This window comes from Protofrankia sp. CiT1, from assembly GCF_917627335.1.
GTDB lineage: Bacteria > Actinomycetota > Actinomycetes > Frankiales > Frankiaceae > Protofrankia.
The window spans coordinates 12,845-38,007 of the sequence record NZ_CAKJTP010000028.1 but is presented as its reverse complement, the minus strand read 5'-3'; the positions used below and the strand labels follow the sequence as shown (position 1 = coordinate 38,007).

At 68.5% G+C, this 25,163-nt stretch carries 17 protein-coding genes and 1 pseudogene; 9 read left to right on the top strand and 9 right to left on the bottom strand.

Annotated elements, in window-relative coordinates:
* Positions 1–63: 63 nt before the first annotated feature.
* The 3 genes from MJ785_RS07485 to MJ785_RS07475 form a co-directional block, all read right to left on the bottom strand.
* Positions 64–2,061 carry an Hsp70 family protein gene (locus MJ785_RS07485; RefSeq protein WP_239380251.1) on the bottom strand — a complete coding sequence of 666 codons (1,998 nt, stop codon included), beginning with the start codon at positions 2,059–2,061 and terminating at the stop codon, positions 64–66.
* A 108-nt stretch (positions 2,062–2,169) separates the two neighbouring features.
* Positions 2,170–2,790 carry a TetR/AcrR family transcriptional regulator gene (locus MJ785_RS07480; protein WP_239380250.1) on the bottom strand — a complete coding sequence of 207 codons (621 nt, stop codon included), beginning with the start codon at positions 2,788–2,790 and terminating at the stop codon, positions 2,170–2,172.
* 258 nt (positions 2,791–3,048) lie between these two features.
* Positions 3,049–3,573, bottom strand: a complete 525-nt coding sequence (locus MJ785_RS07475; RefSeq protein WP_239310764.1) for a GtrA family protein — start codon at positions 3,571–3,573, stop codon at positions 3,049–3,051.
* A 745-nt stretch (positions 3,574–4,318) separates the two neighbouring features.
* Here MJ785_RS07475 and MJ785_RS07470 point away from each other — a divergent pair.
* A complete protein-coding gene (locus tag MJ785_RS07470; RefSeq protein ID WP_370651619.1) occupies positions 4,319–4,897 on the top strand; it encodes a beta-class carbonic anhydrase in 579 nt (192 codons plus the stop codon).
* Positions 4,898–4,952: 55 nt separating this feature from the next.
* Here MJ785_RS07470 and MJ785_RS07465 read toward each other — a convergent pair whose 3' ends face one another.
* The 4 genes from MJ785_RS07465 to MJ785_RS07450 form a co-directional block, all read right to left on the bottom strand.
* Positions 4,953–6,296 carry a UDP-glucose/GDP-mannose dehydrogenase family protein gene (locus MJ785_RS07465; protein ID WP_239380249.1) on the bottom strand — a complete coding sequence of 448 codons (1,344 nt, stop codon included), beginning with the start codon at positions 6,294–6,296 and terminating at the stop codon, positions 4,953–4,955.
* A gap of 347 nt (positions 6,297–6,643) precedes the next feature.
* Positions 6,644–7,561: a TIGR03089 family protein gene (locus tag MJ785_RS07460; protein WP_239310762.1), complete on the bottom strand. Its 918-nt coding sequence runs from the start codon at positions 7,559–7,561 to the stop codon at positions 6,644–6,646.
* Between the two features lie 211 nt (positions 7,562–7,772).
* On the bottom strand, positions 7,773–9,335 hold the full coding sequence (locus tag MJ785_RS07455) for an LCP family protein (RefSeq protein ID WP_370652894.1): 1,563 nt from the start codon (positions 9,333–9,335) through the stop codon (positions 7,773–7,775).
* Positions 9,336–10,169: 834 nt separating this feature from the next.
* Positions 10,170–11,771 (bottom strand): LCP family protein, encoded by a 1,602-nt coding sequence (locus MJ785_RS07450; protein ID WP_239380248.1) that lies wholly within the window; start codon positions 11,769–11,771, stop codon positions 10,170–10,172.
* Positions 11,772–12,146: 375 nt separating this feature from the next.
* On the opposite strand from MJ785_RS07450, the gene MJ785_RS07445 reads away from it, so the two are divergent.
* From MJ785_RS07445 to MJ785_RS07415, 8 genes and pseudogenes are all read left to right on the top strand, one after another.
* Positions 12,147–13,220, top strand: coding sequence for a glucose-1-phosphate thymidylyltransferase (locus MJ785_RS07445; RefSeq protein WP_239310760.1), 1,074 nt, complete (start codon positions 12,147–12,149; stop codon positions 13,218–13,220).
* Between the two features lie 260 nt (positions 13,221–13,480).
* Entirely contained in the window at positions 13,481–14,362 is an 882-nt protein-coding gene (gene rfbD / locus MJ785_RS07440) for a dTDP-4-dehydrorhamnose reductase (RefSeq protein ID WP_239345931.1), read from the top strand.
* Between the two features lie 78 nt (positions 14,363–14,440).
* The gene (gene metG / locus MJ785_RS07435) at positions 14,441–16,111 is read left to right on the top strand and encodes a methionine--tRNA ligase (protein WP_239345908.1); all 1,671 of its coding nucleotides are present in this window, start codon (positions 14,441–14,443) and stop codon (positions 16,109–16,111) included.
* A 510-nt stretch (positions 16,112–16,621) separates the two neighbouring features.
* The gene (locus MJ785_RS07430; RefSeq protein ID WP_239380247.1) at positions 16,622–18,046 is read left to right on the top strand and encodes a toll/interleukin-1 receptor domain-containing protein; all 1,425 of its coding nucleotides are present in this window, start codon (positions 16,622–16,624) and stop codon (positions 18,044–18,046) included.
* A pseudogene (locus MJ785_RS22190) lies at positions 17,953–18,192 on the top strand (hypothetical protein); the annotation flags it as partial. The gene MJ785_RS07430 and the pseudogene MJ785_RS22190, both read left to right, overlap by 94 nt.
* A gap of 105 nt (positions 18,193–18,297) precedes the next feature.
* Entirely contained in the window at positions 18,298–19,290 is a 993-nt protein-coding gene (locus tag MJ785_RS07425) for a WD40 repeat domain-containing protein (protein WP_239380246.1), read from the top strand.
* Positions 19,172–20,608 (top strand): WD40 repeat domain-containing protein, encoded by a 1,437-nt coding sequence (locus tag MJ785_RS07420; protein WP_370652892.1) that lies wholly within the window; start codon positions 19,172–19,174, stop codon positions 20,606–20,608. The genes MJ785_RS07425 and MJ785_RS07420 overlap by 119 nt, the downstream gene beginning before the upstream one ends.
* A gap of 18 nt (positions 20,609–20,626) precedes the next feature.
* Complete coding sequence (locus MJ785_RS07415; protein ID WP_239313397.1) at positions 20,627–21,916, top strand: extracellular solute-binding protein; 1,290 nt, start codon at positions 20,627–20,629, stop codon at positions 21,914–21,916.
* A gap of 21 nt (positions 21,917–21,937) precedes the next feature.
* On the opposite strand, the gene MJ785_RS07410 is transcribed toward MJ785_RS07415, so the two are convergent.
* Positions 21,938–23,746 carry a hypothetical protein gene (locus MJ785_RS07410; protein ID WP_239380244.1) on the bottom strand — a complete coding sequence of 603 codons (1,809 nt, stop codon included), beginning with the start codon at positions 23,744–23,746 and terminating at the stop codon, positions 21,938–21,940.
* On the bottom strand, positions 23,737–25,101 hold the full coding sequence (locus MJ785_RS07405; protein ID WP_239380243.1) for an ATP-binding protein: 1,365 nt from the start codon (positions 25,099–25,101) through the stop codon (positions 23,737–23,739). The genes MJ785_RS07410 and MJ785_RS07405 overlap by 10 nt, the downstream gene beginning before the upstream one ends.
* Between the last annotated feature and the right edge of the window lie 62 nt (positions 25,102–25,163).

Sequence of the window (25,163 nt, the reverse complement as noted above, 5' to 3'; positions counted from 1 at the left end):
GTCACCCACCGGTTAGGCTGTTCGGCGGCCATCGGCTCGTCGCGGGTCACTGCCGGCGGTGGTTCAGGCCAAGGGGTCGAACCGCTTCCACCACTGGTACAGGGATGCCGCGTCGGTGTCCGCGGCGGCGAAGCTGACGAGATCTGAGTCGTAGCTCCAGAACATCACAAACCGTCCACTGTGGTAGTAGCACAGGAGCGCACCGACGTCGACGGTGGAACTGCTGTTCACTTGCCAGGTCCCGACGCTGGAACGGCCGTTCTCGCAGCTGCCCTCGTCGGTGATCTGGCCGGACCGGTAGTCGACGTCGCCGCGCAGTGATTTGGCGGTGTAGTAGTGGAACGCGATCACGGCTGTGCCGTTGCTCGCCACACACGTCAGCGATGCGTCGATGTCGGAGTCCTCGGCATCCGGATTCGCTTCGCAGTCCGTTATCTCAGCGGGATCGAGCAGCGCCCGCAGCCTGCGCTGGGCCACGGTCAGACCGTTGGTGGACCCGGTTGCCGACGGGGACGGCGACGGCGATGGTGATGGTGATGGCGATAATGACGCCGACGAGGCGGGCCGCGGCGTGCCCGTCGGTCCGGCGGGGATCGCGGGCAGGGTCGTGCCCGCCGTCGGGCTGGGGTCGGGTTTGTCCGAACTGGCCACGGTCAGCGCGATCATCGGAATGCCGACGGCGAGGACCAGCAGCGTGACGATCGCTCCGATGATGGCGGTCTGCCGCCGGCCTGACGGCTGCTGCCGCGGCGGTCCGCCCATCGTTCCCGGTGGTGGGTATGCGCCCGGCGGTGGGTATCCACCCGGTGGTGGGTATGCGCCCGGTGGCGGGTATGTGTCTGAGCGCGGGAGCTCACCGAACGGGTAGCGGGCGGTCGGGGCATAGTCATCCCGGGCCCCGAAGGGGCGGGCACCGGCCGCACCCGCCTCGGGTTCCGCTGCGACGCGGGCGGCGTAGGGGATCGATCCGGGCCCAGCGGGCATCGCGGTCGCGGTCGCGGTGAGCAGAGCGCCCAGCGCTGTCGCGGCCTGGGGGTCGGCGGCGGGCCGGGGGCGGATGCCGGTCAGCTCCGTCACCAGCGCCGAAATCCGTGGGATGCGGGTCGATCCGCCGACAAGGAAGATCGCGCTGAGCTCGCCGGGCCGGATCCCCGCACGCTCGATTGTGCGGATCAGTTCGGTCACGGTCGCGCGTAGGTCACCCTCGATCGACGCTTCCAGCTCCGCCCGGGTGAGCTGGATGTCGCCGATGGATCCGCCGACCGCAATGGCACGGACGGTGGCGGTTGACAGTCCTTCCTTGGCTGCTATGACCTGTTGGCGTAGCTGGTTGTGCCGCTGGCGCCCGGATGGGCTCAGATCGGCCCACAGCTCGTCCCAGGCGGCCGAGTCGACCGTGCGCGCACGGTCCGCCAGCTGGCGAAGTAAGGCATCGTCGATGTCGTCACCGCCGAAGGCGGGATTGCCGCCGGGCTCGCCGCGGATCTCGAATCCGTTGGGTGTCGCGGTGAGAATCGTCGTCGCGAGGGTTGTGGCTCCAAGATCATATATCGCAACGGCCGTGCCCGCGCGGATGCTGTCAGGGGCGGCGTGATAGCGGGCCGCCGCGATCGGTTCCGGAAGCAGCATGACGTCGGTGAGCCCCGCCCTGGTAGCGGCTGCCCGCAGGCTGTCGACCTCCGTGGCTGTCCATCGGGCCGGCGCGGTGAGAACCACCTGGCGGGGTGGCGGGCCCGGAGCGTGGCGGGCCGCTTCGTGCAGGACCTGGCGCAGGACGGCGGCGATCAGCTCGATCGTGGGGATGGTCACCTCACCGAGCTGGACCCGCTCGGTCGTTTCCAGCGCCTGTAACGGATGACGTTGCGCGCGGTCGGGATGGGTGGCCGCGACGTCCACCGCGGCGGTACCGGTCAGCAGCCGGCCGTCAAGACTGAGGCTGACCACGGCCGGCATCGGCCCGCCCGGCCCGAGCCGCAGGGATTCCCCCCGGCCGTCCAGGCCGACGCAGGCGGACGTGTAACCGGTACCGAGGTCGACCGCGAGTGTCTGGCCGGTTGTCATGTCTCCCCCCGTTTGTCAGGCGTTCTCGCGCTTCCGCCCGCACGAGAAAAGCATTGTCGCGCGGCGCTGGGAACCAATTCGCCGCGGTGCTCCCAGCGCCGCCCGGAGTCAGCGCGTCGGCTGGTCCGCCAAGCCGTGGACGGCGTAGGGAACGATGAGGTCGTCGACGATCCGTTCCATGAACGCGGCGTCGACGACCTCTCCGGAGAGCAGCACCCGCTGCAGAACGAGGGCGGGACCGAGCTCCATGAGCACCGTGTGGTCGACCTCCGCGCTGATTTCCCCGCGGACGATGCCGCGGTGCACGATGACATCGGACGCGGTTTTGCGCTGGGCGAGCAGCCCATTGCGAAGGGCTTCGCGCAGCTCGGAGTTACGGGGCATTTCAGACACCAGCTCGGCGATGATCCTGCCGCGGTCATCGCCGATGGCATCTCGGAACGAGGAGATGAAGGCCAGCATGTCCATGCGGAACGAACCGGTGTCGGGAATGGGCACGGACTGCTCGGTGATCGTCGTGATCGCGTCCATGACCAGGGCGACCTTGGAGGGCCAGCGGCGGTAGATGGTGGCTTTGCCGGCTTTCGCCCGGGTGGCCACCCTGTCCATGGTGACGCCGTCGTACCCAACTTCGGCGAGTAGCTGAAGGGTGGCGCGACGAATCGCGCCGTCCCGTGAATCGTCCCGAGGGCGGCCCCCGGAGCGGGACGAATCAAGCGTAGGCCGCACCACGGCGTCCCCCTGTGGCCTAGGTTTCCTGAGGTCTCGGGCGGCCCAAACTGGAACTATGCCGCCTTCGACCAGCCGGCTGCAAGCCGACACGTGCCATCCGGTGGCTTTCGACGCGCTCCGCCTGCCGTCACAAGCGGCGACGCCGACAAGAAGGAAACGCGCGGGCTTGTCCCAGAGCGTAGCGCATCCACGGCTGATGGGAACCAATCGGTATCGGAACGCCGGGGTTCTGTTCCGATACCGATGCGCCCCCGGCTATGCGTGGCCAGCGGGCTCGGGGACACCCTGCCGGCGCTGCGCCTCGGCCGCGGTATGCAGCGCCGCCTTCGGATCGTCGGGATGCAGGAAGACCCACCGTTTGTAGGCCCAGAACCGGAAGATGGTGCCGAGCCCGGTGCCGACCACGTTTCCGGCCAGGTTGAGCTCGAGCACACTGTGCAGGTTCAGTACGTAGTTGGCAAAGCCCAGACAGCCCAGGGCGATTGCCAGACCCATGGCGTTGAGGATGGCGAACAGTGTGTATTCGCGCTTGAGGCCCGTACGCGCCCGGTGCGTGAACGACCAGTTCCGGTTGCCGATGTAGGCGCAGGTCGCGGCCACGATGGTGGAGACGGTTTTCGCGCTGAGCGGACCCATGCCCACAAGCCCGTGGCACAGGTTGAACACGAGGACGTCGATGGCGTAGCAGACGACGCCGACGACTCCGAACTTCGCCAGCTCATGGCCGAGCACTTGCCAGCGTGATCGTTCCGCGCAGGCCTCCGCCGGTGCCGCGTTCACCTCAGATGCTTCGGGTGCTCTTGACCGGTTTGCGTCACCGGCTGAGTCTACCGACGGTCTCCCCTGGCTCATCCGCTACCCCCCTAGCTGTTTGGGCCGCCGGCCGCGCGAGCGAAATCATCATCGCGGGGCCGGCTGCCTTCCAGGTTCTCGACGCCGCCGGCGACCGGCAAGATTAAAATTCATCGTCATTGACTGGACCGGTTCTCGCTGATCTCCTCCTCGAGGACGCCGATCCCCTTCGATGCTTGTGTCACAGCGCAATACCGGCGCGTGAGTAGGTCCACGGCCGCGCACGAAAGGCTAGTCGGGACGGCGATCTCGCTGACATGGGGGTGCGGCTGGCGACGGGCGTGCCGACGGTCCTGGCCAGGCGGGAACGCCGGGCGCGCGGTCGCCGGGTAGCCTGTCGGGCCGATCCCTCGCGGCAAGTATGCCCCCTGCTCCGGTTGGTGACTCGACTGTCGGGCTGGTTGCCGTGATGTGCGTTTCGCTCCGTACGGTCAACGTGCGTTTGCGATTGCGATCTGTGTTGTTGGGCCGCGTACCGCTGGCGAAAGCGGCGTGGCCGCGTCATCCTTGTTGCGGCTGGCTGTGGTGACGACTTGCCACACAGCGGCTCGGCGGGTGCCTGGCCGGGCTGCTGTGTGGCGGCACACCGCGCTGGCGGGTTCCCGGCGACGCTGCCGTGCACGAACGAACCTGGTTCTGCTGTGTCCACCGCGCCGATGGAGGTTGCACCACGATGACCATGGTCGACGGCCGAGGTTCAGTACGGGCCGAAGGCTCACACACTGCCACCGTTTCCCGCACGGCCACCGACTCCATGGTGGCGCGTGCCGCGAGCTTCGCGGCGGCCCGGCAGGCCGGCGACGCGCCGACGCGGGCGCGCCCAGCCGCGCCCGCCACCGGTGTGGCGGTCCTGGCCTGCATGGACGCCCGGCTGGACGTCCATGCGCTGCTGGGCCTCGCGGAAGGCGACGCGCATGTCCTGCGCAACGCCGGCGGTGTGGTCACCGACGATGTGATCCGTTCGCTGGCGGTCAGCCAGCACGAGCTCGGCACGACGGAGATCATTCTTTTGCAGCACACCCAGTGTGGGATGATGACCATCACGGATGACGGTTTTCGGGAAAAACTGTTCGAACACGTGGGGGTGCGGCCGGCGTGGCCTGTCCACGCCTTCACCGATCTTGAGGCGAGCATCCGGGTATCTGTCTCGCGTCTTCGCTCCAGTCCCTTCCTAAGCGCGTCCACGTCAGTCCGGGGTTTTGTCTACGACGTGGCGAGCGGCACGTTGGGCGAAGTCACCACCTGGACATGAGCGCCCGGACACCACGGGCCGAGACCGCCGCGAGGCAGCCGGCCGCGGCTCGTCGTCAGGCGGGCCGGCCCAGCGCGTGGTAAGCCCAGCCGGCCGCGCGCCATGCGGCTGGGTCCAAGGCGTTGCGGCCGTCGACGACAATCCTGCTGGCGACCACCGGAGCGAGCACCGTGGGGTCGAGCTCACGGAACTCGCTCCACTCGGTGAGGTGCAGGAGGATGTCGGCGCCGGCCGCGGCAAGGACGGCGTTGTCCGCGTAGGTCAGCTGCGGGTGGGCCGCGCGGCAGTTGGGGATTGCCGCCGGGTCGTAGACGGTCACCACGGCACCGGCGCGGTGCAGCGCACCCGCGACGTCAAGGGCCGGCGAGTCACGGATGTCGTCGGAGTTGGGCTTGAACGCCGCGCCGAGGACGGCGATCTTTTTGCCAGCAACCATTCCACCCAATAGCTGGATGGCCAGGCTCACGGTCTTGGCGCGGCGGCGGGAGTTGACGGCGTCGACCTCCGCGAGGAAGCCGAGCGCCTGGCCGACGCCGAGCTCATCGGCGCGGGCCTGGAAGGCGCGGATGTCCTTGGGCAGGCAGCCGCCACCGAAACCGAGGCCGGCGTGCAGGAACTGCCCGCCGATGCGGCTGTCGTAGGACATCGCGGTGGACATCGCGGTGACGTCCCCGCCAGTGGCCTCGCAGATCTCTGCCATGGCGTTGATGAAGGAAATCTTGGTTGCGAGGAACGCGTTCGAAGCAAGCTTGACGAGTTCGGCCGTGGGGTAGTCGGTGACGACGACCGGCACCCCGGCGTTGATGAGCGTGGCGTAGACGCGCCGCAGGAGCGCTTCGGCGCGCTGGGCCTTGGCCGGCTCGGGACGCAGGCCGAAGACCAGACGGCTGGGCCGCAGCGTGTCGTCAATGGTGAAGCCCTCACGCAGGAACTCCGGGTTCCACGCGAGCTCCACGCCGGGAGCCTCGGAGTCGAGCCGTCGCGCCAGCCGCATGGCCGTGCCGACAGGCACGGTGGATTTTCCGACGATGAGCGCCCCCGGCCGGATTCCCGACCGCAGGAGCCCGGTGAACGCGGCGTCGACGTGGCGCATGTCGGCGGTGTTCGCCCCAGGCAGCTGGGGAGTCCCGACACAGATGAAGTGGACGTCCGCGGTAGCCGCGGCATCCGCCACGGACGTGGTGAAACGCAGGCGGTGGGACTCCAGGTTCTTGCGGACAAGCGCCTCCAGGCCCGGTTCGAAGAACGGTGTCTCGCCAGCGGCGAGAGAGCTGATCCGGACCGGGTCCACATCAACGCCGACCACGTCGAATCCCAGTTCCGCCATACAGGCGGCATGGGTCGTGCCCAGGTAACCGGTACCGATGACACTCAGGCGCGGATCAGTCGGCTCGATCATCGCGGTCAGGCCTCCAGGCGGTCATGGGCAGGGACAGCTGCCGACGTTGCCGGTGTCAGAGCCGGTGCCACGGTGACTGTCAAGCCGGAGAAGCGGTCGGGAACGCGGTTGCTGGGGGAGTTCCAGCGCCCGGGGGAGAAGGAGGTCGCGGGCCGGACACCTTTCCCGTCTGTACCCGGTGTCCGGACGCGGTGAACTGGGACGCACGCGGATTGCCGGAGTCGCTAGACAACTCGTCCGGTATCGGTTCGGCCTTCCGCCGGGCCAGGAACCACCTGGACACGGCTGGCCACCCGCAGCCAGGATTGCGGGACAGACTCCTGCCGGGCATCCGCCGCCGGATGGGCTCAGCGCGACGGCACGCTGAGCCGCCGGATGCCCGTGGGGGTGCTGGGCATCGGCCCGCAGACAGCCGTGACACGCTCGGTGGTGATCCGGCGCTCAAGGAGGGCGTCGTCAAGGTTTCGACAGACGACCAGCGACGCTCCGGCGGCCAGGGGGCTCAGCAGCCCGGCGAGAAGCCCCTCGGGCGTCTCGTAACCCGCCGTCGTCAGAACACGGTCGCGTTCGGCCAGGCCCCAGGCCCGCGCGTAGTAGCTGGCCATCCGTACCAGGGCCCGCTGGTTCGCCGGTGGCCCCGGTGGCGTGAAACGGTCGCCGTGGGCGAGGATCTCCGCCGCGAAGTCGAGCGCCCCCGGCGCGGGCCGCAGGAGCCGGCCGCCCATCGGGCGCAGTGACAGCGCGACCACATCGGCCTCGTCGCCCGTTGCGAGTGGGGTATCGAGATCATTTTCGGCTGTGAAGATCGCCACCGGGGGGGTGTCGGTAGCTGGCTCCGGCCGGCCGATACTCACGCACGCGCCTGAGGACCACGCCGCGAGGAGTATCACCGCGGTCTGCCAGTGCGGTGGCAGCACGATGCGGATCGTGTCGCCCGGACCGATCCCGAGGGTGTCCACGAGCAGGTTCGCGGTTTTGGCAACCCAGTTGTCGACGGTGGTCGCGGACAGCTCGGTCCGCTCACCGGTGGCATCGTCGTAGAACGTCAGCAGCGGGCGTGCCGGGTCAGCGCGCAGCCTGCGGGCAAGCAGCGCGGCGAGGCCGTCGACGGCCCCGGTGCCGGTCGTGTTCGCCGGGCCGGTCGTGCCCGTGCCCGTGTCGGTGTGGCTGAGCGCGTCCGGTGGCATGACGGCAAGCGGGGCATCCAGAACACGGCTCACAACGCCGTCGAGCAGGCGTCCCAGCGGGGAGGTCGATGGTGTCATTGGACGTCCACGTTAGAGCACCCGAGAATAGAACTGTCCGGCTCGCGGCTCCCCGCGTCCCGCCCGGCCGCGTTGTCGTCAGTCGGCGCCCAGCACCAGGGCGCCTCCCTCCTCCGCCTTGCCGGATCGGGCGCGGATGAGCCGCTCACTGATCGAACGACCTATCCTCGGGCGCTCTTAGTTGAGCCAGGATCCGCGGCGTGTACCGCGCTCACGGAGTGCAGGACGTGTCCGCCGGGGCGATCACGGGCGCCGGAGCCGGCGTGGCCGCGGCGCCCGGGGCAACCGAGCCGGGGGCAGCTGCGCCGCCAGCGGCGGAGGGCGTCCGCGGGGGGATCGCGGGGGATCCCGCCGGTGTCGTCGGCGGGCCGGTCACGCCCGTGAACGAGGTGCCGAGTATCACGACAAGGCCGTTGCTGATCCTCGGGTCCGCGATGGTCTGTGACCCGGCGATCAGGCCTGACAGTGTGCGTGCCGCGTCCTCCTGCCCGGCCGGGTAGCGGATCTCCGTGCTGACCTGCCCCGCCGCGCCGGTGGTGGGTTTGAGCGATCCGGCGAACCCCATCGCGCCGAGCGTCGTGGTCGTCTGCGCGGCCAGGCCCGACCGCCCGGTCCTGTTGCGGACCTCGGCGATGGTCACCTGGCTTGGCGGCAGGGCCGGAGCGCCGGTGGTGGTGAGGGTGTCGTCGCCGGTTGCGGGCCGCAGCGGCGCGAGGACCCGCGCGAGCCCGGCCGGCTCATAGAACAGCACGTTGCCGTGGGGGGGAATCGTGCCCTGGTCGTCGCTGGCGCCCTCGGATCGCAGCGGCACGTGCGTGGGGATGGTGATGAATGTGAGCTTTCCAGCGCCGAGGTCGCTCAGCCGCTGGGCAATTTTGATCATGGCGCCGTTCTCGGTGAGGTCGTTGTCGACCTTGAGCGACCCGCCGACGGCGCCGATCAGCTGTGTGATCCTGACGGGGTTGGTCAATACACCCGCGCTGGTCGCCTTGTCGAGGAGCTTGGACAGGAACTGCTGCTGGCGGGCGACGCGGTAGGTCTCGTCCGGCAGGGCATGGCGGGTACGGACGAAAGCCAGGGCCTGATCGCCATTGAGATGGTTGATCCCGAATTTTCCGCGCCACTGGGAAAAGTTGTCGTGGAGGTTGGTCGTGCCGCCTCCGGGCAGCTGAGCGACGCACACGTCCACCCCGCCAACCGCGTCGGTCATGGTCTTGAATCCGGCCAGATCGATCGAGATGAAATGATCAATTTTGAGGCTGGTCAGTTTTTCCAGGGTGCGGGTGAGCCCCTCGATGCCGCCGTAGGACAGGACGTTGGTGAGTTTGTCCTTGCCGTCACGGGGGGTCTGGGTGATGCCGGCGGCAACGGTGACGAGGGTGTCTCGGGGAAATGACACCAGGGTGACCGAACCGTCCGTGCCGAAATGGGCGATGATCGTGGTATCCGAGCGGACTCCGTCGACCTGGCCGTACTCACCGTGGGTGCCTGCTCGGCTGTCGTCGCCGAGAAGCAGGATATTCATTTCGCCCGGTCGCTCGGCTGGCCGCTCGCCACTGGGTGACCAGGTCACCCCGGTGACCGAATCGTTGAAGTAGCGGTATGCCGCCCACCCGACAGAGCTGACCGCGAGAACCACCAGGGACAACACGGCCGCCGCGCTGACGGACAGTGTCCGCAGCGGTGAGCGGCCTGGGCGGCGCCGCAGGTTCAGCGGACGCCGTGGGCTCAGCTCTGGCGGCAACGCCAGCCGGCGCATGGATCTGCCACTCACCGGCTTTCTCGAGCCTCCTTGACCGGAGCGATCGCGCGGTGCCGGGTCGACGAGCGAACCCGCACTGTTCTTGATAGTGCGGCGCTTGATAACGCGGCCGGCAACAGGGGGCGCGGTATCGCGGGGCCGGGGTGCGCACCTCGCGTCATCGCTGCCCATCCATCGCCGCGCGATGCGCGGGTACCCCGGCTCGTTGGTCGACGCCCAGAACCAGGGCGCACCCCTCCTTCACTTTGCGATCCATCCACCCGGACGCCACTCCCTGATCGAACGCCCTGTTGCCGGGCGCTTTTAGAGCGACCGGCAACAGGGACGCGGCGTCGCGGGGCTGGGGCACGCACCTCGCTGCGTTGTCGTCGGTCGACACCCCAAGGACCAGGGTGACTCCCTCCTCCGCCTTGCGATGTACGTGCCCCAGCCCCGCTCCTTGATCCACGCCCCTATTGCCGGGCGCTCTTAACCCAGTCTGACGTTGCCATGAGACGCACGCCACCACACCACTGGGTGCACGAAACGACCAATGGTAACAGTGCGATTACTGAATATCGTCGCTATCGGTCGTCGGCTGGTGGCGCGCTTGCGGCTGGCACGGGCTGGCGGTCCCGGCGGCTTCCGGACCTGCGTGGAGAACTGTGATCCGGATATCTCCGGCGACCGCTGAGAGCGTGTTTGAGATCGTCCGGCAATAGGGGTGTGGGTCAAAGGGCGGGGCTGGGGTGCGTGCGTCGCGAGGCGGCGGAGGGAGCCACCGGCGGTGTTGGGCGCCGACCGACGACAACGCGGCCGGGCGGGATGCGGGGAGCCGCGAGCCGGACAGTCCTATTCTCGGGCGCTCTAAAATGTGCAGCGGGTGGTCAGCTCGGTGGCGGTCAGCGCAGGCGCCGCGGGCGCCGCAGGGGTCGGGCCCGCCGTTGGGACGCTGTTCCCGGTGCCTGTCCCGCCCGGTGCCGGGTTGTCTGCCGCCGTCTGGGCGGATGCCACCGCCCGTGCGTCGATGCCGTGGAAGTCGGCGCCGATCACCAGCGTGACGTGCCTGCCCGCGGACCGGTCCGCGCGCAGCTCCACTCCGGGGACGGCGATGCCCAGCGTACGTGCCGCCGCGAGCCCGGCCGGGCCGTAGCGCACCAGCGAGGTCGCCGTGTGCCTGCCGGCACGTCCGACGGTCGCGACTCGGAACCCGGCCGCCGTGAGCTCTCTCGCTGTGCTGATCGCGAGCCCGCTGGTCGTGGTGCCGTTGAGGATGTCGACGGTGACCGATGCCGGTGGGAGGGCCACCGGCTCCGGCGGCGCGGGCGTACTCGGCGCTCCCGGGGTCTCAGCGGGGTTCGGTGCCGGGCCGCCGCGTCCACGCAGCGGGGCCAGGAACGCCGCGAGCTGCTCCGGGTCGTAGAGCTGGACAGAGCCGTAGCGCCGGAGCTCACCAGCGGCGTTCGCGCCATCGGCCTGGGCGGGCTCCCGGACAGGAATCGTCTCGAAAGTGATCGCGTCGGCGGACATGTCGCGCAGCCTGGTCGCGAGGTTGCGCAGGTCGCTCATGCTGGTGTGGTCATCGACGGTCAGCGCTCCCGTCGCGGACGCGAGCAGGCTTTCCAGCTTCGCCGGATTGGCAAGCACGCCGCTGCTGGTCGCCTTCTGGAAGACGGTGCTGATGAACTGCTGCTGACGCCTGATCCGGTCGAAATCCCCGTCGGGCAGACCATAGCGCTGCCGGACGAAGGACAGGGCCTGCTCGCCGTTGAGATGGTTCTCGCCCACGACACCATGCCACTGGGACCACTCGTCGTGCAGGTTCGAGGTACTGCCATCCGGCAACGGCTGTACGCAGACGGTGACGCCACCGATGGCGTCCGTCATGGCCTTGAATCCGGCGAGGTCGATCGACACGAAATGGTCGATTTTGATGTTGGTGAGGTTTTCGAGTGTCCTGATCAGCAATGGCGGTCCGCCGATTGTGATCGCCGCGTTCAGCTTGTTACGCCCGTGTCCGGGAATAGTGACGAGTGTGTCCCGGGGAAATGACACCAATGTGGTTGTCCCGTTGGCGTCGAGGTGCGCAAGCATGGTCGTGTCGGAGCGCTGCCCGGAGATGATCTCTTCGCTCTGGTACTGGTTGCCGGTGCCCTCTCTGCTGTCGGATCCGACCAGCAGGAAGTTCTCAGTCCCCGGGGCGGCCCGCGGTGGCCGGGCCTCGTCGTCGTCAAGGCCGAGGGTCACCCTGGTGATCTGAGCGTTGAGATAGCGATAGGTGATGTAACCGGCGCTGCTCACCAGGAGAATTGACAGCGACACGACGCCCGCGAGGGCGAGGGCCAGTTTCTGGAGCAGGGAACGTTGCCGTGGGCTGTCGTCCGCCGCTGGCTCGTCCGCCGCTGGCTGGTGGGTGGACGGCGGCGGACCGGCTGGTGGGCCCGCCTGGACGTCACGTGGAGCGGTCACCGTGTCCGCACCTCCGCCCCCGCCGTGACCTGGTGCCGGTTCACGGTCATGTACGTCGTTCAGCTGTCGGTCGGTGCCGCCCGGCGAGCGCGGACGCATTCGCTGCCGCCGACCTCATGACGGGCGTCAGCCGTGCCGTGGCCATGCGTGGTCCTGGTCGCTTGAAGGTACCCGCCAGGCGCGTGACGCATGCGCGCAGTGGTGCCCCGCCATATGGGCGAGCCATATGGCGGGGCGGCCAAAAGTAACCAAAGGCGGTGCGATCATGTCCCTTTTCATGCGTTCGGGGAGCTCGGCGGGAGCCGGCGGCCCGGCCATCCACGGTGGTTCGGCTGCCTTTCCGGCCGCCGCGGGGCGCGCGGTAAGGTTCGGATCATGAAAGCTCTTGTTCTCGCGGGTGGTTCTGGAACGCGGTTGCGCCCGATCACCCACACGTCAGCCAAGCAGCTCGTGCCGGTGGCCAACAAACCAGTCCTTTTCTACGGGCTGGAGGCGATCGCCGAGGCGGGTATCACCGAAGTCGGGATCATCGTGGGAGATACCGCGGCGGAGATCGAGGCCGCCGTCGGTGATGGTTCCGCGCTGGGTATCAAAGTCACCTACATTCGTCAGGAGGCACCGCTGGGTCTTGCGCACGCCGTCCTCGTCGCGCGCGACTTTCTTGCGGACGAGCCGTTCGTGATGTATCTCGGTGACAACCTGATCATTGGTGGTATCGCCGGGTTTGTGGCGGAGTTCAGGCGCAGCGGGCCAGATGCGCTGATTTTGCTGACCAAGGTCTCCAACCCGTCCGCGTTCGGTGTGGCGGAGCTCGGTCCCCAGGGCCGCGTGATCCGCCTCGTCGAGAAGCCGGTGGAGCCGCCGAGCGACCTGGCGCTCGTCGGGGTTTACCTCTTCGGGACGGCCGTCCACGACGCGGTGCGGGCGATCAAGCCGTCCGGTCGAGGCGAGCTGGAGATCACCGAGGCGATTCAATGGTTGGTGGACCGGGGCCACGAGGTCGCGCCGCACCTGGTCGAGGGGTACTGGAAGGACACCGGGCGGCTTGACGACATGTTGGAGACCAACCGCCACCTGCTGGAGTCCCTTGAGCCGGATGTGCGCGGCATGGTCGACGAGGACAGCACGATAGTGGGCCGGGTCGTGATCGAGGAGGGCGCGTCGCTGGTGCGGTCCACCGTGCGCGGACCGGCGATCATTGGCCGCGGCACCACGCTTGTCGACTCCTACGTCGGTCCCTTTACCTCGATCTACTATTCGTGCGCGATCGAAAACACCGAGATCGAGTACTCGATCGTGCTGGAACGGGCGACGATTCGTGGCATCGGGCGCATTGAGGACTCGCTGATCGGCCGGGATGTCGAAGTCGTTCCGTCGGATGCCCGTCCGCGGGCACACCGGCTCATGCTCGGCGACCACTCCCGGGTCTCAGTCGCCCCGACATCATGATCGTAATATTTTGGCCAGCCATGATGTCCCGGCCGCACTGAGAGCGCGTGTGAGATCGTCATTCCGGCTCGCTGATCGAAAGCCCGATCTCACACCCGCTCTGAGAGGATCGCGTCCATGCCGGTTCATGCATGCCGGTTCATGCATGCCGGTTCATGCATAGCGGTTCGTTCATGCCGGGTGGGCGCGCGGGATCGGGCGAGCATGCGGGCCGGCGGTGACCGGCCGGCGAGGTCTGCCACACTTGCCTGGTGCGTGTGATGGTGACGGGAGCCGGCGGTCAGCTCGGAGCGGATCTCTGCCGGTTACTGGAGGCCGATGAGCGGGTCCAGGCCTGGGCGGGTCTCACCCGTGGTGAGCTCGACATCACCGATGCGGCCCGGGTCCGGGCGGTCGTCGCGGACCAGGCTCGGCCCGCGAAGGTCCAGGGCGGTCTCGTGGTGATCAACGCGGCGGCCTGGACGGACGTCGACGGTGCCGAGGCCGACGAGGCGGGTGCTTATGCCGCCAACGCCGCCGCTCCGGCGCGGCTGGCGGTCGCCTGTGCCGAGGCCGGCGCGACCATGATGCATATCTCCACCGACTACGTCTTCGACGGCATGGCGGACAAGCCCTACGAGACCCATGACCCGGTCGCGCCGCGCTCGGCATACGGGCGGACCAAACTCGCCGGCGAGCAGGCCGTGCTGGAACTGTGCCCGGCCGCCTACGTCGTGCGGACGGCATGGGTCTACGGCGCGTCCGGGCGTAACTTCGTCCGGACGATCGCGAAGCTCGCCCGTGAGCGCGACACCCTGGCTGTGGTCGATGACCAGCGCGGGTCACCGACCTGGACGGTGGATCTCGCCGCGGGGCTGATCGAGCTTGCGGCATCCGGGGCCAGGCCGGGGATCTATCATTGCACCGGCGGCGGCGACACGACCTGGTACGGATTGGCTCGGGCGGTCGTCTCCGAACTCGGGCTGGACCCCGCGAAGGTCAGGCCGACGACGACGGGCGCGTTCCCCCGGCCGGCTCCGCGCCCGTCCTACTCGGTGTTGTCGTCCTGCTCATGGACGGACGCGGGCTTGACGCCGCCGCGTCCGTGGCGGGTTGCGCTGGCCGCCGCGTTCGCCGAGTCCGGTGACGCCCTGCGCGGGTAGCCGGGCGTTTCACGGGCGTCGGCGGGCTCGGACAGGCGCGGGATCCGGTTCTTTGGTCCGGGACGCTACCGTTGGGGCGTGACCACCAAGACCAGCAGCTTGATCGCCCCCGCGGGGCAGGGCCGACCTGTCCTGGTCGCGGTGGCGTGGCCATATGCCAACGGCATGCCCCATCTGGGGCACATCGCCGGTGCCTACCTGCCGGCTGACATTTTCGCGCGCTATCACCGGATGGCGGGAAACCGGGTCCTCATGGTGTCCGGGAGCGACACCCACGGTACGCCGATCACTGTCCGTGCCGATGCTGATGGCGTGTCGCCGGCCGAGATCGTCAATCGTTACCATCCGGAGTTCCTGCGTATCTGGGATGATCTCGGGATCAGCTTCGACCTGTTCACGTCGACGATGACCGACAACCATCGTGAGGTTGTCCAGGAGGTGTTCACCCGGCTCCGCGAGGCGGGCTACATCACGCCGCGGGAGACCGTCCAGTTCTTCGATCCGCAGGCTGGTCGGTTCCTGCCGGATCGGTATGTGGTCGGCAGCTGCCCTTTCTGCGCCTACGGCGAGGCTCGTGGTGACCAGTGCGAGAACTGCGGCCGCACGCTTGACCCCGACATCCTGCTGGATCCGCGCAGCAAGATCACTGGTGCGCTCCCGGAGAAGCGGGCCACCACACACTTCTTCCTGCGGCTGTCGTCCCTTGCCGATGACCTGCTGGCGTGGCTGGAAACGCGCCAGGGCTGGCGCCGGCATGTCATGAACTGGTCGTTGCAGTTCGTCAAGGACGGTCTGCACGACCGGGCGATCACCCGGGATCTTGACTGGGGTGTGCCGCTGCCCACGGACGAGCTCGGTCCGGGCAAGCGCATCTATGTCTGGTTCGAGGCGGTCATCGGCTATCTGTCGGCGAGCCGGGAGTGGGCGGCCCGGACGGGCGACCCGCAGGCCTGGCGTGACTGGTGGCAGAATCCGGACGCGGTCAGTTACTACTTTGTCGGCAAGGACAACATTCCGTTCCACACGGTGATCTGGCCCGCGATGCTGATCGGCTACGGTGGGCTGGACCTGCCGACCGACGTCCCGGCAAACCAGTACGTGACGTTCGGTGGCGCGAAGGCGTCGAAGTCCGCCGGGATCGGGCGTGGGGTCCGCGAGTACCTCGATCGGCTCCAGCCGGACGCGCTGCGTTACTCGTTGGCGACGGTGCTGCCCGAACAGAACGACACCGAGATCACGGACGCGGACATCATTCGGCGGATCAACGACGAGCTGATCGCGAACTGGGGCAATCTCGTCAACCGGGTGATGGCCCAGATCGGCAAGCGTTTCGACGGCCGGCTGCCGGCAGCCGGCGAGCTCGACGGCGTGCACGCCGAGCTGATTGCCTCGGTGGACGCGGGCCTGGCCCGCGTCGGCGAGCTGATCGAACGCGTGGAACTGAGGGCGGCGCTGCGGGCCGCCATGGACATCTCCGGCGAGGTGAACGCCTACCTCTACCGCGAGGAGCCGTGGAAGACGGTCAAGGTTGATCCAGACCGGGCCGGGCACAGCCTGGCCGTGTCGATTCAGGCGATCTCCGGAATCACGACCGCGCTCGCGCCTTTCCTGCCGTTCACCTGCCTTCGGCTTGCGGAGGTGCTCGGCATCAGCCTGGACCGCTGGGAACGGCAACCGGTACCGGCTGGCACCACCCTGAGCTGGTCCGGTGCGCTGTTCACCAAGCTTGAGCCGGACGCCCTGAGCTGATCCGACCGCTGGCCGCTGCTGGCGGCAGCAGCGCATGCCACGCCGTCTCCCACCGGACCGGCGTGGCGCGCAGGCATGCGGTCCACGGGGGCCGGTCCGGTTCGCCGACGTTCGCGCTGCCCGTCGTCGGTGGCCTGGTGGCCGCATGATTGGGCGTATACGCGGAGGCTGTTCCGCGCCTGTTGTCCGCCTGCGCCGTGTGTGCCAGGTGGCTGGATCCGTTGACTGGCGGAAGGCGGTTCTTTCGGCCGTCCGCGGAGAGCGGAGGCGGTATTTCCCGGCCCGAGAACTGGCGCCTGGGCCTACCGGAACCGGCCGTACGTTCCTGTCTCCAGGCCAGTCGGTTCAGAATGTGTCGGATGACCGACACGTTCGACGACGAGCGATCGGTAATAGGGGTGCGGCGCATCCCAATCCCGTTTTTTGATCTACACCCCTATATTGCCAGGCGCTCTACGCCGTCGGGGTTGTGTGACATGATGCTGATGCCTGTGATGCTGGGGGTGAGTGGTGGCGCAAGTGTTCATCAGCCATGCCAGCGCAGATTCCACTGTTGCGTCCTCGGTCGCCGGCTGGCTGCGGCAGGAGGGGCACGAGATATTCCTCAGTGGGGATCCCGAATTCGGGATGGCCACTGGTGATGCCTGGCGGCAGCGGCTGCTCGACGAACTGTTCAACGCCGATGCGCTCCTCGCGGTCGTGACCCAGGAGTTTCGCGAGTCGGAGTGGTGCGCGGCGGAGATCGGGGCCGCGTTGGTGACCGGTTTGCGGATTCTGCCGCTGTTGGCCGAGCCGGCCGTGTCGAGCCCCCTGCTATCGAGCGCCATCACCCAACAAGCCGTGCTGGAGGACGACGGGACGACTGCCCGCGCGCGGCTGCTGGAAGCGTTACGCCGGATGGATGGGGCCGGTGTCGCCACGTCGGCCGAGCAGGTGGTGTATCCGGGGCTGGCTGCGTTCACCGCGGGGCAGGTGCGGATGTTCTTTGGCCGCACGGCGGAGAGCCGCCGGCTCGCCGGACGATTACGCGCGCCGGCTGATTCCGCGGGTGGGGGTTTGCTGCCCGTTGTCGGCCCCTCGGGGTGCGGGAAGTCGTCACTGGTCCGGGCCGGGCTGGCGCCGTTGCTGGATGCCGATCCGGACTGGCTGGTGCTGGCGCCGCTGGTGCCGGCGGCCAGCCCGAACACTGATCCGGGCGTGGAACTGGTTCGGCTGTTGACGTCCGCCGGTCGCGCGCGTGGCCTGCTCTGGACGGCCAGCCAGGTCGCTGACACCGTCGACCGGCCAGGAGGCATCACCCGCCTGGTTGCCGATCTCCTCGCCGCGGGGTCGGCCCGTTATCTCCTGATTGTTGTGGATCAGGCGGAAGAGCTCCTGACCCGTACCGCCGACACCGAATGCCGACGGTTCGTGACGGTGTTGCTGGAGGCCACCGGAGGCCCAGTACGCGCCGTGGCGACCGTCCGGTCGGACTATCTCGACCGGCTGATGAGTCTCGCGGACGACATCGGCCTGCCCATCGGGGATCCGTTCCTGGTCACGCCACTGGGACCGGAGATGCTGCAATGGGTCATCACCGGGCCGGCGCGCCGGGCCGGTATCACCGTTGACGAGGACCTGTGCAGACGCCTGGTCGCCGACACCGGCAGCGGGGAGGCGCTTCCCCTGCTTGCCTTCGTCCTGGCTGAACTGGCTGAGGGGGTCAAGCGGGGCGGAGCCCTGTCCGGCGACCTGTACGACCGTCTCGGCGGTGTGCAAGGAGCTCTCGCGCGGCAGGCCGACGCGGCCCTGGCCGCGGCTACCACTGCCACCGGACGCGGCGAGGCCGAGGTGCTGGCTGGCTGGCGCGGCTGGTCACCGTCGATGCGAACAGTCAGGCCAGCCGCTGCCGCGCCTACCTTGACGAGCTGCCTGAGCAGGTCCGGACCGAGCTGAACGCGTTCGTCGAGCGCCGGCTGCTCACCATCCACGCGGACGATACCCGCGGCGAGGCCAGCCGGCAGGCCATCGACCTTGCCCATGAGAAGATTCTCACCGCCTGGGCGCCCCTCGCCAATGCCGTCGCCACCGCGACCGACCGACTGCGGCAGGCCGCGCAGGCACGCGCCGCCGCCGAGGAATGGCGGCGGGAAGGAGAGCCCGCGAGCCACCTGTGGAGTCTCCCCCGGGCATCCGACGCCGAGGCCATGCTGGATACGCACGAGATCACCGCGACCGTCCGCGCGTTTCTCGCCTCCAGCCGCCGCCAGGGCCGAAACCGCCGTCGGCGTGCTGGCGCGGTACTGGTCACGCTCATGCTTCTCGTCACCGTCGGCGGTCTCATCGCCACCTATCAGTGGATCGACGCCAGCAGGCAGCGGCACGAGGCGCTTCGCCAGCAGAAGCTCGCCGTCGCCCGTGCGCTCATCACCCAGGCCGACCAGCTGCGCACCCGGGACCCGGTTACCGCGCTCCAGCTCAGCATCGAGGCGTACACCATCGATCCGGGGCTGCCGGAGGCCCGCGGCAGCCTGCTGTCAGCGCAGGCCGGCTACAGCGGTACAACGCTGGCACCGCCCGGAGGAACGGTGCACGGGCTCGCCTTCCGCGCTGGTGGTGCCATGCTGGCCACGGCCGAGCACGACGGTGAGATCTGCCTGTGGGCCATGCCCGACCGGAAGATGATCAGATGCATCAGCGCGACGGGAGGCGCCGTCTACGCGGTGGCTTTCAGCCCGGACGGGAACGTACTCGCGGGGGCCGGCCCCGACGGCATCTGGCTGTGGAACACCCAGACGTGGCAGCGCACCGCGACGCTTCAGGACGCGGTCGGCCCGAACGGCATCGCGTTCACCGCCGACAGCCACGCTCTTGTCGCCGCCGACTCCGCCGGTGTGAGTGTGTGGACCGTCTCCTCGGGGAAGCGGGAAAGGACGCTGTCCGGCTCGGCGCTGCTCAACGGTGTCGTTGCGGTCGCGCCGGACAACCGGAGCGTCGCGGCCGCGGGCTCGGACGGCACCGTGACCTTCTGGGATCTGCTGTCCGGCACGAGCGAGCGGGCCTGCGGGCGACGCCGGATCGGTGCGGTCGATAGCCTACAGTCCCGATGGTGGCCATTTGGTGACTGGGAGCGACATCGGGGTGGTGACGGTGTGGGACAGCGTGTCTCACACCCCGGTGGCCAAGGTCACCGAGTCTGACGGCGCTGTCCAGACGCTCGCGTTCAGCACGGACGGAAACAGGCTCGCCACCGGTGGTGGCGGTGCGTCGGTCCGGCTGTGGAATCTGGCTCCACTGACCCTGCTGACCGCGCTGACCGGACCTGTTGGCGACGTCCTGGCCGTGGCCTTCGGCCCTGACGGCCACACGCTCGCTGGAGCCGGAGCTGACAGCCTGGTAAGGCTGTGGACCGTCTCCGGGCCTGCGGACAGCGGCCTTCCGGAGGTCTTCGGCGCGGCCACGTTCGGGCCGGGCGGTGTCCTGGCCACGGCCGGCAGGGATCACATCCCGCTGCTGTGGGACACGGCGGAGGGCGGCTCGGAGCCGGTGTTCCGTGCGGAGCTGCGGGGGACGCACAGCCCACCGGGGCACGGCCCCGGTACGGCCTTCGGGATGGCGTTCAATGCGGCTGGCACGGTGCTGGCCGCGCCGACCTCCGGCGACACTGTGGGGAAGTGGGACCTGGGCCCGCCCGCCGGCGGTACCACCGGCCCGACCGATCCGATGCCCGGCGTACCCATCCGCCCGGTGCGGGCCGTGGCCTTCAGCGGCACCGGAATCCTCGTGGTGCCCGCTGGGGCGAACGACGTCGGGGTGAACCGCGTCGTCATGGTGGACGCCGCGAGAAAGACGGTCGTCAAAGAGCTGAGATCCATGCACGCGGGGGCTGTCAACGCGGCCGCCGTCCATACCGGAGCGGATGGGCGGATGTCGGTGGCGACCGGCGGCGATGACGGTGTGATCGCCGTGTTGACAACGAAAGACGGAGCGTCGGCAGCGGGAGACAGCGCGTTGACAACGGAAGACAGCCAGCCACGTGTCTTCTACCCCAGGGGCGTCCAGGCGCCGGTCGAGGCGTTGGCGTTCACACCGGACGGGCGCACGCTCGCCAGCGGGAGTGATGACGGCACCGTGGAGCTGTGGGACGTGCGTGCCCGCGTCCCTGTCGCGACCCTTCCCGGCACCAACAACCAGCCGATCGCCGCGTTATCGATCAACCGTGACGGAACGCTGCTGGCTGCCGTGGGCGTCGATGGGCTCATCCATCTGTGGGACCTGCCCAGCCGGACCGCTGTCGCCACGCTGACCGGCCCCGTAGGAACCATGGCGGTGGCTTTCCGGCCCGACGGTGACGGCCGCACGTTTGCCACCGCGGACCAGGACGGCACCCCCGTCCTGTGGGACACCGACCCGGCCCGGGTCCGGGCACGGCTGTGCGCCGGGCCGCTGCCCGCCATCGCCCCCGCGGACTGGTCGGTGATCGTTCCCGGTATGCCCTACCGGCAGGTATGTCGTTGATCATAGGAAGGGTGGCGTATGTCGATCAGCATGAAGCGGTGCCGGCCGGCGCGTGCCCGGATATTGCTTGTGGCCGTGGCCGTTCTGCTCGCCGGATCGGCGTGCTCATCACGTGGCCCCCGACCGGGTATGGATGGCGGTGGGCCCACGACGATCACCTGGTATGCGGGTTCGGTCGACCAGCACCAGAACGACTATCGCCGGATTCTTGTCGACGCATTCGAGAACGCCTACCCGTCGATCAAAGTGAACATCGAATTCGGCACGGTGGACACCGACGTCAACCGAGCCGACCTGCTCCAGCGGCTGCGCGGGCCGGACGGTCCGGACGTCTACATGGGAGACGTCATCTGGCCGGCGGAGTTCGCTCACCAGAACATTGCCCGTAGCCTCGACGACATGTTCGACCGGGCGTTTTGGGAACGTATCGATCCCGGCCTGCTTGCGGCGGCCCGTTACCAGCACAAAATCTTCGCTGTGCCGCTTTTCCAGGATCAGGGAATGCTGTTCTACCGGAAGGATCTGGTGACACCACCGACAACCTGGGAGGAACTTGAAAAGGATGCCGCCGACCGGAACAAAGACAGCACCCCCTATGGCTACCTCTGGCAGGGTGCCGCCTACGAGGGCCTCACCTGTGTCTGGACGGAGATGCTGGCCGATGCCGGGGGCAGCACACTGGACCCGGCCGGACCGCACGCGGCCCTGAACTCCCCGCAGGCGCTACAGGCGCTGAGGTTCCTGCGGGACCTCATCCAACAGGGGATCACGCCGTCGCAGGCGACGAGTTACCAGGAGCCCGACACCACCCAGCTCTTCGCGTCCGGCCAGGCGATGTTTCTCCGCGGCTGGAGCGGCGTGCTGGCCAGGATGGGCGCTCTGAAGGAAAAGGGAAAGGTGGGCGTGGCACCGCTGCCGACGTTCACCGGGCAGGCCGGTCAGGGATTTTCCACCACCGGCGGCTGGAGCCTCTACGTCAACCCGCGCACCCGCAACCTCGACGCTGTCGAAATTTTCATTCGCTGGCTGACCGACGTCCATGCGCAGCGCATTCTCCTCAATCTCTCCCAGATCCCCGTCAACCGGCAGGTACGCGACGAAGCACGCAACGCACCCCCGGAAACTCGTGATGACGCGGTAGTAGCCGGGCTGCAGGCCAGGGTTGTGTCCCGTCCCGCCGGCTGGCCCGCCTACCCCGCCATCAGCCAGGCGGTCTACTCCTCCGTCCAGAGCGTTCTCAGCCAGGGAGCGGACCCGCAGGCGGCCCTGCTGGATGCCAGCACAAAGATCGATAATGCGCTCCGGTAGCGCCGGAACACCTGGCGGGCTTCACGCCGCGGGTCCGGCCGTGGACAGTGGGCAGCGGACGAAGCGGGTGATCTGGCCGGTCAGCGGCCAGGACCGCCGACCGGAGCTGTCCGGGCACCAACCGAGCCCGGCGAGTGTGCTGTCAAGGGTGCGGAGGCTGTCCGGGAAGACCAGGTTGTAGGTGACCAGGTACAGCGCACCGGCGTCCGGACGCGCGGCGAGGAAGGGAGGTATCGAGGCGGCCCAGCCCAGCGGGGGCAGGACCAGGGTGTTCATCTCGGTGACCGGCGTCGTCGGCGCGGTGGGCGCCGGATAACCGTCGTAGTACGACACGTAGTACTGCTGAGCCTTGTACCACTGCCTTTCATCCCATCGCCCGGGGATCACGATCTGGACGTCTCCCGGCCTGGCGGTCCGTTCGCCGGTGGCGACCAGCTCCCGCATGTCCCCCAGCAGCAGGGGGCTGTCCGCGCTGGCTCGGATCTGGCGGATCCGCTGGGCGCTCACCGCCGTGACGGCCAGGGTGGCGGTCATCGCCGTCGCCAGCAGGACGGTCGCGGCGGGGATCACCACGACCGGCCGCCACCACCGCCGGGGCCGGCCGGCCTGGCGGATGCGTGACCAGGCGAGGCTGATCAGGGCTGACGCGCCGATACCTGCGATCACGTACAGCAACGGCAGGATGAACAGGTTGGCCCGGACGAATCCGATCGGCCACTGTCCCCGTGCCGCGGCCACCGCGATCAGCAGTAGCGCTCCGCCGAGGGTGACCAGCAGCGCCCGGCCCGCCCGGTCCCGCGCCGCGGCGTACACCCCGATCGTCCAGCACAGGAGCGCCCCCGCGACTACGCAGACATGCAGCCGGTGGTCGGGATCGGTAAGCAGCGGTGACCCTGTGAACGGCGAGCCGAACTGCCCGTCCGGACGGGTCATCGCCGCCGTGAACGCGTCGCGTGGTAACTCCCATCCGGCGCTCCGCAGCTGGGCGACTGCGTTGTCCCGGGTGATGAAGAAATTCCGCCAGTACGGATTCGTGGTCAGATAGCTCTGCGGCAGGACGAACAGCGCGAGATGGAGGGATCCGACAACGCCGACCAGGGCTGATCCGACCACGCGAGCCGGGCGAAGGCGGTGGGCGCGCAGTGCCCGGCCGGCGTCCACCACGTCCACAAGAAGCAGGGGAACAAGGACGAACAGGGACGTGACGGTCATGACGACGCACCCCGCCATGCCCAGCTGCGCCCGCCACGGCGAACCGCCGGAGTCCGCGGCACGGCGCGCGTGCAGCCACAGGTACACCGCGGCCACCGCGCAGGTGGCCTCCGGCAGGTAGGACTTCACCTGCATCCCGTAGACGAGCAGTCCGCCGTTGATCGTCAGCAGGCCGGCGACGATCGTGGCCGCGGGCCGTGACAACCACCAGCGGCCCAGGGTATAGGTGACCAGCGACAATGCGATCAGTGAGATGATCTGTGGTACCCGCAGGATCTTTTCGGTGTTTCCGCCGACGGCGACCGCCAGCTTCTCGACCGCGAGCCAGCCGAGTGACAGCGGCGCGTTGGCCGTCCTCAAGGTGTCGAAAGAACCGGTACCGACACCGATGTGATAGGCGCTGATGTGGTAGGCCCGCCATGCCTCGTCGTACCACAGCGGCCGGGCAAGCGTCGGCCACACCGCCACGACCACCGCCGCATCCAGCCCGGCGAGCACGGCGAATGCCACAAGTGCCCCGGGGATCCCGGCCGTCGGCGGCGCACGGAAACCGTGATCGCGTCGCCTTCGGTCCGCCGGGTCGGTGGCAGGTTGCCGTAAGATCACCGTCACGTCCACAGACGGTCGACCGGCAACACGGAAATCTGGTCGTCAGCGTGATAGCTGCGCTCGCCGAGGTAGAGGACGACGCCCCCGGCGAAGCGTGACCCGAGTTTGTCCCGGAGCACCCGCAGGCCACGCAGGTCCTCGCCGGGCACCCGGGACCCGGCCTTGACTTCCACCGCCGCGACACGTCCGTCGTCGGCCTCGATGACGAGGTCGACTTCCTGCCCGCTGCTCGTGCGGAAGTGCGCGGGTTCGACATATGTCTGTGACCAGCCCACCTGCTTGATGACTTCGTTCACGACGAACGTTTCCAGCAGGTGCCCGAACTCGGTGAGGGCCGCCGGGTCGCGGGCGACCAGCCGGCGTTCGGTGAGACCGAGCAGGTAGGCACCCAGCCCGGAGTCGACGAGGTGCACCTTGGGACTGGCCGTGACCCGGCTGTTGAGGGTTCGACCGAATGCCGGCAGCCGATGGACGAGGAACACCGTTTCCAGAAGCTGGATGAAGTCCCCGACAAGATTTTGATCTTGTTTGACCGCCCGAGCGATGTCCGATGCCTTGAGTATCCCGCCGGTACGTGCCGCGAGCTGCCGCAGAATAAGCGGTAGCAGGCCACGCTGCCTGATTCTGCGGATTTCCAGGACGTCCCGTTCGATAACTGTCCGCACGTAGTCCCGGAACCAGCGGCTGCGGGCCGGGCCTTCTGGACGCCCCAGCACCAGCGGGAATCCCCCGGCCAGCACGCGCCGGGTCACGTCGTCCCGGGACAGCGCCGGCGAGCGGATGGCGACCAGCGATTCCGGATCGTCCATCAGCTGGTCGACGAAGGTCGCGGGCTGCTGCTGGCGGCTGGGCAGGCCGTCGTCGAGCGAATAGCTGTCCGGCCGCTCCAGCTCTGCCTGCGCCAGCGGCCACAGGGTGGTGACATGGACGCGGCCCGCCAAGGACTGGGACAGCGTCGGCATCGTGAGATAACGGGTTGACCCGGTGAGGACGAATCGTCCGGGCCGCAGATCGCGGTTCAGTTCCGCCTTGATTGCGTCCAGCAGCGCGGGGACGTGCTGGAACTCGTCGACGAGAACGGGGGACGGCGCCGCGGCGAAGAAGGTCGGGTCGGCGGTGACGGCCTGCCGCGTCGCGGGGTCATCAAGGTCGACGACCTCGCTCTGGTGATGTAGGGCGAGCCGCCGCAGCAGCGTGCTCTTGCCGACTGTGCGGGCACCGTTGATGACCAGGACGGGTTCGGAATCGATCAGCTCGAGCAGTACCGGCAGGAGGTTGCGCCGGAAGGAGGACGACGCCGGCGACGGGGGTCGTATCTCGCTGCCCCGGCCCGGCCCAGGGTCTTCGGTACTGGAGATCGACATCTTCCCATGCTAGACCTCGGCGGCACTGAAGGCTAGGAATCGGCACCCTGCCAGGCTAGGAA

Bases quoted from the DNA above. Each gene is read 5' to 3' on its own strand.
- MJ785_RS07485 (WP_239380251.1), bottom strand. From the start codon at position 2,061: ATGACAACCGGCCAGACACTCGCGGTCGACCTCGGTACCGGTTACACG.
- MJ785_RS07470 (WP_370651619.1), top strand. From the start codon at position 4,319: ATGACCATGGTCGACGGCCGAGGTTCAGTACGGGCCGAAGGCTCACAC.
- MJ785_RS07465 (WP_239380249.1), bottom strand. From the start codon at position 6,296: ATGATCGAGCCGACTGATCCGCGCCTGAGTGTCATCGGTACCGGTTAC.
- MJ785_RS07460 (WP_239310762.1), bottom strand. From the start codon at position 7,561: ATGACACCATCGACCTCCCCGCTGGGACGCCTGCTCGACGGCGTTGTG.
- MJ785_RS07445 (WP_239310760.1), top strand. From the start codon at position 12,147: ATGAAAGCTCTTGTTCTCGCGGGTGGTTCTGGAACGCGGTTGCGCCCG.
- rfbD (WP_239345931.1), top strand. From the start codon at position 13,481: ATGGTGACGGGAGCCGGCGGTCAGCTCGGAGCGGATCTCTGCCGGTTA.
- MJ785_RS07425 (WP_239380246.1), top strand. From the start codon at position 18,298: ATGCTGGATACGCACGAGATCACCGCGACCGTCCGCGCGTTTCTCGCC.
- MJ785_RS07415 (WP_239313397.1), top strand. From the start codon at position 20,627: ATGTCGATCAGCATGAAGCGGTGCCGGCCGGCGCGTGCCCGGATATTG.
- MJ785_RS07405 (WP_239380243.1), bottom strand. From the start codon at position 25,101: ATGTCGATCTCCAGTACCGAAGACCCTGGGCCGGGCCGGGGCAGCGAG.